The organism is Marinilabilia salmonicolor (genome assembly GCF_003003035.1).
Classification (GTDB): Bacteria; Bacteroidota; Bacteroidia; order Bacteroidales; family Marinilabiliaceae; genus Marinilabilia; species Marinilabilia salmonicolor_A.
Map to the genome: position 1 here is coordinate 1 of NZ_PVTS01000032.1, position 10,644 is coordinate 10,644.

9 protein-coding genes are annotated in these 10,644 nt (G+C 36.6%); all 9 read left to right on the forward strand.

The genetic code is table 11. The features are described 5' to 3' along the window. The first annotated feature begins 874 nt into the window (after positions 1-874). Entirely contained in the window at positions 875-1,456 is a 582-nt protein-coding gene (locus BY457_RS18465; RefSeq protein ID WP_106154809.1) for a TetR/AcrR family transcriptional regulator, read from the forward strand. Between the two features lie 64 nt (positions 1,457-1,520). Continuing rightward, positions 1,521-3,779, forward strand: coding sequence for an efflux RND transporter permease subunit (locus BY457_RS18470; protein ID WP_106154810.1), 2,259 nt, complete (start codon positions 1,521-1,523; stop codon positions 3,777-3,779). A gap of 18 nt (positions 3,780-3,797) precedes the next feature. Then, positions 3,798-4,535 (forward strand): outer membrane lipoprotein-sorting protein, encoded by a 738-nt coding sequence (locus BY457_RS18475; RefSeq protein WP_106154811.1) that lies wholly within the window; start codon positions 3,798-3,800, stop codon positions 4,533-4,535. Between the two features lie 243 nt (positions 4,536-4,778). Next, positions 4,779-5,900, forward strand: a complete 1,122-nt coding sequence (locus BY457_RS18480; RefSeq protein ID WP_106154812.1) for a hypothetical protein — start codon at positions 4,779-4,781, stop codon at positions 5,898-5,900. Between the two features lie 2 nt (positions 5,901-5,902). Continuing rightward, positions 5,903-6,727, forward strand: a complete 825-nt coding sequence (locus BY457_RS18485; RefSeq protein ID WP_106154813.1) for an SDR family oxidoreductase — start codon at positions 5,903-5,905, stop codon at positions 6,725-6,727. A gap of 27 nt (positions 6,728-6,754) precedes the next feature. Further along, the gene (locus BY457_RS18490) at positions 6,755-7,303 is read left to right on the forward strand and encodes a 1-acyl-sn-glycerol-3-phosphate acyltransferase (protein ID WP_106154814.1); all 549 of its coding nucleotides are present in this window, start codon (positions 6,755-6,757) and stop codon (positions 7,301-7,303) included. Between the two features lie 3 nt (positions 7,304-7,306). Then, positions 7,307-8,176, forward strand: a complete 870-nt coding sequence (locus BY457_RS18495) for a patatin-like phospholipase family protein (protein ID WP_106154815.1) — start codon at positions 7,307-7,309, stop codon at positions 8,174-8,176. Between the two features lie 45 nt (positions 8,177-8,221). Further along, positions 8,222-8,908, forward strand: coding sequence for a glycosyltransferase family 2 protein (locus BY457_RS18500; protein WP_106154816.1), 687 nt, complete (start codon positions 8,222-8,224; stop codon positions 8,906-8,908). Between the two features lie 3 nt (positions 8,909-8,911). Continuing rightward, positions 8,912-10,288: a DUF1302 family protein gene (locus BY457_RS18505; protein ID WP_106154817.1), complete on the forward strand. Its 1,377-nt coding sequence runs from the start codon at positions 8,912-8,914 to the stop codon at positions 10,286-10,288. Positions 10,289-10,644 lie beyond the last annotated feature (356 nt).

A 10,644-nucleotide genomic window follows, 5' to 3' on the forward strand; every position in this document is an offset into this window, starting at 1 on the left:
CTGCTTCACATGTCCACCTCGTGAACGTGGAGCTATCCCCTGGTAAGAGCTTTATCCTTCAGTCTATTCCTGTCGCATCTACATAACTGTCCTTTGGTGTTCTTTGGGCTTTACAATGATGTGCTTGCTTACCCAAACAATCATGCCTCATATGCGCCTTACAGCATATGCTAATCCTGTAATACCTGTCCGTCAGTACAGACTTTTGCCGGTTGGCTTCCTTCACTGCATACCTCACGGTAAACCAGCTTGCCACTTGCTAATGCTTCAAGGCGTCACCCTCGCGCATAAGGGACTTGCACCCTCCGGATAAATTCACCTCACACTCTATGGCTCCTTGGAAAAGATTTGTATTTTTAAACTTTTTCTGGAACTTCGAGGTGGGTGCACTGCTGCTCATGCAGGGCACACACACGCGGTCATAAAACATTGCGCGGGTAGTGCCAAATTTGTACGAAATAACTATTAATCAACGGCTTAGCGGGTTGATAAGTATGTGCTTCGAAGTGCGCAACGTTTCATACCGCCACCGTTGGCAACAAGTGTAAAAAAAGACAACCCGACAGCTAGTTACGATAACGACAAAATTGAAATAAGAAAGGATTTAGCTTTTTGACAGGACAGTACTAATTTGATGGAATTTATTTTGTTTTTTTCCGACGCTCAAAAGAAAATGAAATGAAACCCCAACCCACATTGCACACATTTGCAAATCGCACCAGCCGCACGTAAACCAAAATTTGCAAAAGAGTGCAATCTTCCCACCACACTACTGCTACGATAAAACATTCGTTAATTTATGCAAAAAAAAGATTGGATTATAGAAAAATATATCAATCTTTGTACCGTAAAACAATTTTAGTACAAATTTGATATGAGCATTGATAATACCAAAGAATCAATTTTAAGCGTTGCGAATAAGCTATTCAGTCGCTTTGGGTTCCATAAAACTTCAATGGATGAAATCGCTAAAATTGCGAGGAAAGCCAAAGGTTCCTTATATTATCATTTTGCAAGCAAGGAGGATTTATTTAGGGAGGTAGTATCAATTGAAATGATAAACCTGAAAAATCAGCTGTCTTTTATTGTTAATAATCCTGATTTGACTTCTACGGAAAAGGTAAAAAAATATCTCGTTAAAAGAATGGAGATTCTAAATTCTGCTGCAAATTATCATGAAACGCTAAAAGCTGATTTTTTTGAACATTTTCATTTCATTGATGATTTACGGACTGAATTAGATGCATGGGAAAAAGAAAACCTGAAAAAGTTAATCCTTCAAGGTGTTGAGAGGGGTGAATTTGCTATTATTGGAGATATTGATGTTTTGTTAGACGTATTCATTATGGTTATAAAAGGGCTTGAGATACCCTTTTTTCTACAGAACAAATATGTGAAATACGCTCCTCATTTTGAAGGTTTAATTGGAATACTCACAAAAGGTTTATCTCGATAATTTTTTTTGCACTAAAACTGACTATAAAACGATTTAAGTATAATTAATTTTAAAACAACAAAATATGAACAGATTCGCAGATGGCATAGTGAAATTTAAATGGCTTATAATTATAGCCGTTGTAGGTTTAACCGTATTCTTTAGTTATCAGGCAAAAGACTTGCATATAAACGCTGATATAATAAGCTCTTTGCCCGATGATGACCCTGTTGCCCGGTTGTACAAGGAGATAGGAACACAGTTTGGCGGAAATGATATGGGAATGATTGTGTTGGAAACAAATGATGTTTTTAAAGCAGAAGTCATTCAGCATATAAAGCAAATTACCGATAGCATAAAATATACCAGTGGGGTTTCAACCGTTACAAGCTTAACCAATATTCTCGATATCAAAAGCTCTGAATGGGGTATTGAAATCGGCAAGCTGGTTGATGAGTATGATTTGCCCGTTGAGCAATCGCAGTTAGACAGCCTGAAAAACTATGTTTTCTCCAAAGAGATGTACAGGGGAGCTATTGTTTCAGAGGATGGAACGGCAACCGCAATAATGTTTACACTTCTCCCCGAGGGAGATAAACAGGCTGTTGCAAAAGAAATTAAGGATAAAATTGAAGCATTGGATTTGCCCGAGACAACTTATTTTGGCGGTCTCCCCATGATGATGAACGACATTAACGATTTGATTGTTTCGGATATTGTATGGCTTGTTCCCATCGTTTTCCTCGTAATAGCCATTATTTTATTGTTGAGTTTTAAATCTTTTAGAGGGGTATTGTTGCCGTTGCTCATAGCAGGTTTGGCCGTTATTTGGACAATGGGCTTAATGGCAGTAACCGGGTATGAGTTGACAATTATCTCAAATATAATTCCGGTTGTGCTGCTTGCTGTAGGAAGTGCTTATACAATTCATGTGCTCAATAGTATTAACCACAATAAACTTGCAGACAGAAAACAGGCATTAGTTCAAGCACTTAGATATATTCTGATTCCTGTAATACTGGCAGCAGTAACCACTGCCATTGGATTTGTATCATTTGTTTTTGGGGCATACCTCACCATGATTAAAGACTTCGGAATATTTACTGCGGTTGGTACATTAATCGCTTTAATACTATCCCTATTTTTTGTTCCCGCACTTATCTCTGGACTTTCAATGTATGGCAAAAAAACAGCTATTGAATCCGAAGAAAAGCAAACCATATTAACTCACAAAATTCTACTGCCCTTGGTAAAATTTCTGTTTAAACATCCCAAATATACACTTACAGGTTGGGGAGTTCTGCTAATGTTATGCATTGGTGGCCTAATGTTGATAAAAACCAGCGTTAACATGGCCGACTATTTTAAGAAAGATAATCCAACAAGGATTGCAGAGGATGTTATGCAGAAAAAATTTGGCGGCTCGTTACCGGTATTTGTTGTTTTTGAAGGAGATATGCAAAGTCCGGAAGTTCTGCAAAAGATGATTGAAACGCAACGTTTTATGAAAGAAGACCCCAGTATTGACGTAACCCAATCGGTTGCCGACCTGATAGAGCAGATGAACGATGTAATGGGCGAAGGAAAAAGAATACCCGATGACAAGGCAAAAATTGAGCAATTATGGTTCCTGCTCGACGGACAGGATGTGATGCCGCAACTGGTTAATGACGACCTTACCAAAGGCGTCATTCAATCAAAATTTGCCTCAGTGGATACGAAAGACATTGAAGCATTTACTAAAAAGATGAACCGTTTTATTGAAGAAAACCAAAATGAATATTGCCAAATAGAGCTTACAGGAATGCCATCCGTTTACGATAAGCTCAACAGCAGCTTGTTAAACAGCCAGCGCAACAGTTTATTAATCGCTATTGCACTGGTTATATTAATCGTAAGCGCGATTTTGAGGTCTGTTTCCAAAGGGGTTTTTGCCGCAATTCCCGTGGTTGCAACAATTATTGTCCTGTTAGGAATCATGGGAATAACAGGAATCCCGCTCGATATAGCAACTGTACTGGTAGGCAGTATTGCTTTGGGTATAGGCATTGATTATTCCATCCATATCATCACCGGATTTAATAATCATCTGCTGGAAAACGGAGATGCCGAAAAAGCAATCGAAAGCGTTATTTTATTGAGCGGCAAGGCAATAATCATTAATGTGACATCGGTTTTAGCAGGATTTTTAGTGCTCCTGTTTTCACAAATCGTACCCTTACAAAATTTTGGACTACTGATTGGCATTAGCATGATTGGTTCCGGGTTTAGTGCGCTATCACTGCTGCCTGCTATTCTTATATTGGCAAACAGAAAACGCAAAATAGTAGCAAACAATCACTAACAATTAAAAATAAATAGTATGAAATCAAGATTTCAAACAGTGGTTTTAACCGCTATAATCGTAGCAGGAAGCATATTTTCTGCAAATGCGCAAGACGCAAGTGCCATTCTAAAAAAAATGGACGATGTGATGTACTCGCCCAAAGACATGACAGGGAATAATAAAATTATTCTTATCGACAAAAACGGGAAAGAGGAAATCAGGGAAGCAACCATCCAACAGAAAGGCAACGATAAACGCATGTTTCGTTTCACCTCACCAGCATCCCAGGCAGGTATATCCGTTTTATCGTTACCAAACGATGTGATGTATTTGTATTTACCTGCTTTTGGAAAAGAAAGACGCATTGCCACCAGCGCAAAAAATCAAAACTTTGCAGGTACTGATTTTTCTTATGACGATATGGAATCTGTGCTATTCTCGGTAAAGTACACGCCAAAATTCGTAAAAACTGAAGGCAATGTATATGTATTGGAATTAACGCCTGTCAGTGAGAAATCGGATTATTCAAAAGTAATGGTTCAGATAAATAAAACAGATTCTTATCCTGAATTAATGGAGTATTACGACAAAGGCAATACAAAAGTAAAAGAAGCCAGATACACTTTCAAAAAGATTGGCAACTATTGGAATGCAGCTGAAATTGAAATGACCGACTTAAAGAAAAATCACAAAACCAAAATGCAAATGTCCGATGTAAAATACGACACAGGTTTAACAGACGATGATTTTACAGTTAGGAAATTAAAACAGTAAAACAATAATATTGAACATGCATTAAAAAAAGACGAATTCTCGATGATAAATAATCTTGAAACTAATTTATTGTCGAATGTTGTAAAACCTACCTTACCGATGTGGTAAATAACATTGAGTCATTTCACCGCTATCCAAAGGTAGGTTTATTCTTAAGAGAAGCATATCACTTTTAAAACCTGTTGAATGATTTTTTAATGCACCCTGACTATAAAATGATATTAGATTAATGAAATTGACGAAATGGGATTAATAATCAAAGCAATATCAACAAAGAAAGAGCTAAAAGAATTCATCAGGTTCCCTGATAAATTGTACGCTGGTAATAAGTTATATGTTCCTGCAATACATTCAAATGAGCTATTCACATTATCCTTTGATAAAAACCCTGCTTTTGAGTTTTGCAGGGCAAAATATTGGTTAGCATATAACAACGGGGAAATAGTTGGAAGAATTGCCGGAATTATAAATGACAGGTACAACGAAAATCACAACATAAAATTTGCAAGGTTTGGTTGGCTGGACTTTGTTAATGATAAAAAGGTACTAACGCTATTGTTGGAAGAAGTTAGCAAGTGGGCAATAAGTCAAAATATGGAATACCTGCATGGCCCTCTCGGATTCTCTTCTTTTGATGCTTCAGGAATTCTAATTGAAGGATTTGATGAAATGCCTACATCTTTTGCTCATTACAATTTTCCGTACTATTCAAAATTAATTGAAGAATTGGGGTATAAAAAGGACGTAGATTGGGTTGAATATTATGTCAAAGTTCCCAGGTATGTACCCGAAAAATTTAAAATAAGTACGGAATTAATTAAAAAACGATACAAGCTCCATAGTGCTTTGCTTAAAAACAAAAAGGATATTCTAAAATATGCTGATGATATATTCAAACTCATAAATGAGGAATACAAAGATCTTTATGCATTTTCGCAATTGTCAAAAAAGCAAATTATGGCTCTTAAAAAGCAGTTTGCCTTATTTCTCAGGCCTGAATACATATCAATTGTTTTGAACTCAACAAATGAAGTAGTTGCGTTCGGAATTACCATGCCATCTCTTGCCAAAGCGCAGCAAAAAGCAAAAGGCAAACTGTTCCCCTTTGGTTTTATCCATATTATGAATGCTTTAAAGAAAAACAATACAGTTGAAGCATTACTAATTGCTGTAAAAATGGACTATCAAAACAAGGGTGTTAATGGAATTATTTTTACTGATATTATGAGTGCTTACATTAAAAATGGAATTACCAACTTTGAGGCAACACGTGAATTGGAAAATAATATAAAAATTAATAACCTGTGGAAAAAGTTTGAATACAGACTGCATAAACAAACCAGGTGCTATATCAAACAATTGTAAACATGGCAAGTAACTTACATACATTCAACGGTAAAGTTGTTATTATAACCGGAGCATCTTCCGGAATAGGAAAAGCATGTGCTTTAGAATTTGCTAATAACGGAGCAAGTGTTGTTCTTGCAGCCAGACGGGAGAATGAGTTAAAAAAAACAGAAGAAGAAATAAAAATGCAGGGGGGTGATGCAATGTCTGTAAAAACGGATGTTAGTAATATTGAAGACTGCAAAATGTTAATTACTAAAACCATTGAAAAATATAAAAAAATAGATGTACTTGTCAATAATGCGGGTATTTCAATGAGAGCAAGTTTTGAGGACTTAGATTTGAATGTTATTAAAGAATTAATGGATACAAATTTTTATGGAGCTGTTTACTGCACAAAGTTTGCTTTACCCTATTTGCTTGAACAAAAAGGAACTATAATTGGCATTTCATCCATTTCGGGGCTAACACCCTTGCCCGGAAGAACCGGCTACTGCGCGTCAAAATATGCATTAGATGGCTTTTTTAACACCTTACGACTTGAAAATATCAAGAAAGGATTGAATGTTTTGGTCGTTCACCCGGGTTTTACATCATCCAACATAAGAAAAGCTGCTTTAAACAAACTCGGAGTACCACAAATTGAAACGCCAAGAAATGAAAATAAAATGATGTCTTCGAAAGAAGTCGCGGAAATTATTGTGAATGCAACCTTAAACCGAAAGAGAGATTTGACATTAACGCTACAGGGAAAACTAACCGTTTGGTTATATAAGAATTTTCCGGGATTAACCGACCGGTTAATAATTCATGTAATGGCAAAAGAACCCAATTCTCCCTTTTAAAATTTTTAAACAAGTTAGTACTCTTATATGACAAAAATTTCCAGATATATTTTAGTTAACCTGCTAGGGTGGAAAATAAAAAGTGAGTTTCCAAACATAAAAAAATCTATAATAATATTTGCTCCACACACTAGCTACTGGGATGGTTTTTATGGAAAAATATATTTGATGCAGTTAGGTATAAATTACAAATTTCTATCAAAAAAAGAATTTTTCAAATTTCCATTAAACTATTTCTTTAAGATTTATGGTTCAATTCCCGTGAGTAAAACCAAGGAGTACATTGATTATGTTGCTGAATTAATTAATATTAGCAACGAACTTCATATCGTGTTGTCTCCGGAAGGGCAATTGGCAAAAACAATACGATGGAAAAAAGGGTATTACTATATGGCTGTACGAGCAACTGTTCCTATTGTTGTTGGATACATTGATTATAAGAAGAAAGAAATCGGGATTAAGAAAGTGATTTATAACCCAACAGATATTAGTATAGTAAGAAAAGAGATTGCTCAATTGTATGCTGATGTTACCGCAAAATATCCTGAAAATTTTTCACCTGAGCTAAAAGTATAAAATATGAAACAGAATGTGGCATTAGTACTATCAAGCGGGGGCTCAAGGGGGCTTGCCCATATCGGGGTTATTAGCGAATTGGAAAAGCATGGTTTTCAAATATCTTCAGTTTCAGGTTCTTCAATCGGTTCTGTTATTGGAGGCCTTTATGCTATGGGAAAAATACAGGAATATACCGATTGGGTTAGCTCATTTAACAAAAGGGATGTCTGGGGCTTTATGGATTTTACGCTGGCGACTAATGGCTTATTAAAGGGTGAGCGGGTTTTTGATAAAATGAAGACTTTTATCCCCGATATGAATATTGAAGATATGCCCATCCCCTTTGCTGCTGTTGCCACAGATATAATAACAGAAAAAGAAGTGGTTTTTACACATGGAAGCTTTTACAAAGCTGCCCGGGCATCCGTTGCAATTCCTGCAATTTTTACGCCAGTGAAGTGCAACAATACCATTATTGTTGACGGTGGCGTTCTGAATCCAATTCCTGTTGAATACGTGTCTCGTAAGAATGGAGATTTGCTGATAGTAGTGAATTTGTACGGTGACAAAAAAACTGATATTCCGAAAGAATCAAATAATAACAATGGATTCTTAAACAGGTTGATGAACACCATATCGACCTTAATTATAACCGGTGACAAGCACAGTGCAGGGTACTACTCACTTCTAAGCGGTACTACTTCGGCAATGATACATAGGATTGCAAAATTGAGCATCGAGAAACATAAACCCGATATGATAATTAATATACCATACGATTCGGCAAATACCTTTGATTTCTTCAAGGCAAAAGAATTGATACAGTTAGGCGAAAGTGCAGCAAAAGTGGCAATCATGAATTATTCGATAATCCAACAAGAAAATGAATAAAATAACAGGCCCTTATCTCCAACAAGCAATAATAAGACTTAAATTATGAGAAATATTTCAGCAATAATTTGTGCGTATAACGAGGAAAAAACAATCAAAGAAGTAGTAACAACCGTGTGTGAATACTTTTTTGACGAGGTGATTGTTATAAACGATGGTTCAACAGACGGTACGGCCAAAATTTTAGGTGAACTTAAGTTTTTGCCATCACTTAAGTATATTGCACTTCCCGAGAATAAAGGTAAAGGGTATGCAATGGCAACCGGGATAGAAAATTCAACAGGAGAAATTATTGTTTTCATTGATGCCGATTTATCTAACCTGAAAGAGGAGCATTTTGAACGTTTAATCACTCCTGTTTTCAGTAATGAGGCCGATATGGTTCTGGGGCAGGCAACAGAGACCCTGATTAACTATAAAATCAACCCGTTCAAATCATTCACCGGCGAAAGGGCACTGTTAAAGAAAGATGTCCTGCCCTTATTGGAGAAAATGAAAACTTCAAAATTTGGTGTGGAAACATTAATCAATCTGTACTATCAGGCACAGGAAAAAAGGGTTAAATATGTGATGCTCGAAGGACTAAAACATCCAACCAAATTTGATAAAACCGGTAGTAAATCAAGAGCAATAAAAGAATTTGTTTTGGAAGGACACCAAATTGCTTTAGCATTGTATAACAACTTTAATTCATTGACAAAAATCGCAAGAAATCAAATAAATAAAATTTAAGCTATGAATACAAAGAATTTATTTTTAATGCTGCTGCTTGTTACCATTTCAAGCCTTACTAATGCACAAGATGAGCATAGCCTCAAATTGTCAGGTGAACTTTTAACCGACCAACGGTTTTTACTTAAATCACCCAACGATTGGGCCTGGAACGAAAACCGTCTGACTTTAAACCTTGACAAAAAAATTACCGATAATTCAAAATTTTACAGCGAAGTCTGGTTGCGCAATATTGGCCTGCCCGGTATTAATTCATCAGCTGACCTTTATAATAAAGGCATTATTGACCCTTATAATCTTGAAGTCAGGGAAGCGTATGTGCAGTTGTATGGTTTTCTTACTAAAAATTTAGACGTAACCATTGGTCGTCAACGCATTGTTTGGGGAACCGCCGATAAATTAAATCCAACCGACAATCTTAATCCGTTGGATTTGGAAGACATTTTAGATTTTGGTCGCCGTCGTGGTTCTGATGCTATTAACCTAAATTACTACTTAAACAACGACTTCTCGCTTCAAGGGATTTTTATTCCTTTTTTCCAGCCGGCAAATATGCCGGTTGGTATTTTTGCAAATACTTTAAATCCAACTATGGAATTGCCGCAGGGAATGGTTTTAAAAGGTTTCTCTGATACTTTAATGATGCCTCGATATAATTTGGGAGAAAGTTCAACGGCGGGTTTAAAATTTAAAGGCTTTGCTATGGGGGTTGACTTTTCTCTGAGTTATGTTTGGGGATATGACGGATTACCTTTCTCCACAAGAAATACTTTTATCCCTGTTGATGCGTTTGGCGGAATAACTATCAATTCTCAGCTTTCATTTGCAAGAACACATATTATTGGTGCAGATTTGGCTACAAGCATTGCAGGTATTGGTTTTTGGGCCGAGGCAGCAGCATTTATTCCCGATGAAGACGTAATCATGACCAATGATTTGTCTGCTTTTTATCCGCTGTCACCCGTTCCAGTAACTCAGGATTCATTAATTTTAGACAAAACAAAGCCTTACATTAAATTTGTTGTTGGTGGCGATTACAATTTTGCGGATGGTTCGTATCTTAATCTTCAATACATGCACGGGTTTATTCACGAACGAGGAGCCGAAAACCTGAATGACTATTTCTTTTTACGGTACGAAAAGAAATTTTTCAATGAAAAGTTAAAAGTAGCTCCTATTGGTGGTGGTTTCATAGTTACAGACTGGAATAATATAAAAGATAATTATGCCCTTGTGTATATGCCTGAGATTGCTTACCAAGCCACTATTAATTCAGAAATCACTTTAGCAACCACAATTTTTGATGGCAAAGGAGATAATTTGTTTTCGAATCTGAAGGATTACAATATGTTTATGTTAAAATTGAAATATAGTTTTTAATGTTAAATCAAATATGCCCTACACACTGCCGTAAGCACATTTGCAACCCCGCACGAGCCAACGCTCCAACCAAAGGCTTGCAAAAGAGCTTCCGCCTCTCCAGCCCAAGCAACCGCCTTTCAGGACGGTTTTAGGATTGTCCACGCTCAAAAAAACAAAATAAATTTGTGCTTCGTTGATAGGTTGGTGCAGATTGATAATGACAAGAAAATAAAGCTAAACAAATGACATACAGACAGATATGAATGAACACCAGTTGCCAATCGAGTAGACTGCCGCTAGGTCAATGACCTAGCGGAGAGCCTCTCACACCACCGTACGTACGGGTCTCGTATACGGCGGTTCTTTAAACCATG

Excerpts from the sequence above, each read along its gene's own strand:
- BY457_RS18475 (WP_106154811.1), top strand. The coding sequence starts at position 3,798 with ATGAAATCAAGATTTCAAACAGTGGTTTTAACCGCTATAATCGTAGCA.
- BY457_RS18495 (WP_106154815.1), top strand. The coding sequence starts at position 7,307 with ATGAAACAGAATGTGGCATTAGTACTATCAAGCGGGGGCTCAAGGGGG.
- BY457_RS18470 (WP_106154810.1), top strand. The coding sequence starts at position 1,521 with ATGAACAGATTCGCAGATGGCATAGTGAAATTTAAATGGCTTATAATT.
- BY457_RS18485 (WP_106154813.1), top strand. The coding sequence starts at position 5,903 with ATGGCAAGTAACTTACATACATTCAACGGTAAAGTTGTTATTATAACC.
- BY457_RS18505 (WP_106154817.1), top strand. The coding sequence starts at position 8,912 with ATGAATACAAAGAATTTATTTTTAATGCTGCTGCTTGTTACCATTTCA.
- BY457_RS18480 (WP_106154812.1), top strand. The coding sequence starts at position 4,779 with ATGGGATTAATAATCAAAGCAATATCAACAAAGAAAGAGCTAAAAGAA.
- BY457_RS18490 (WP_106154814.1), top strand. The coding sequence starts at position 6,755 with ATGACAAAAATTTCCAGATATATTTTAGTTAACCTGCTAGGGTGGAAA.
- BY457_RS18500 (WP_106154816.1), top strand. The coding sequence starts at position 8,222 with ATGAGAAATATTTCAGCAATAATTTGTGCGTATAACGAGGAAAAAACA.
- BY457_RS18465 (WP_106154809.1), top strand. The coding sequence starts at position 875 with ATGAGCATTGATAATACCAAAGAATCAATTTTAAGCGTTGCGAATAAG.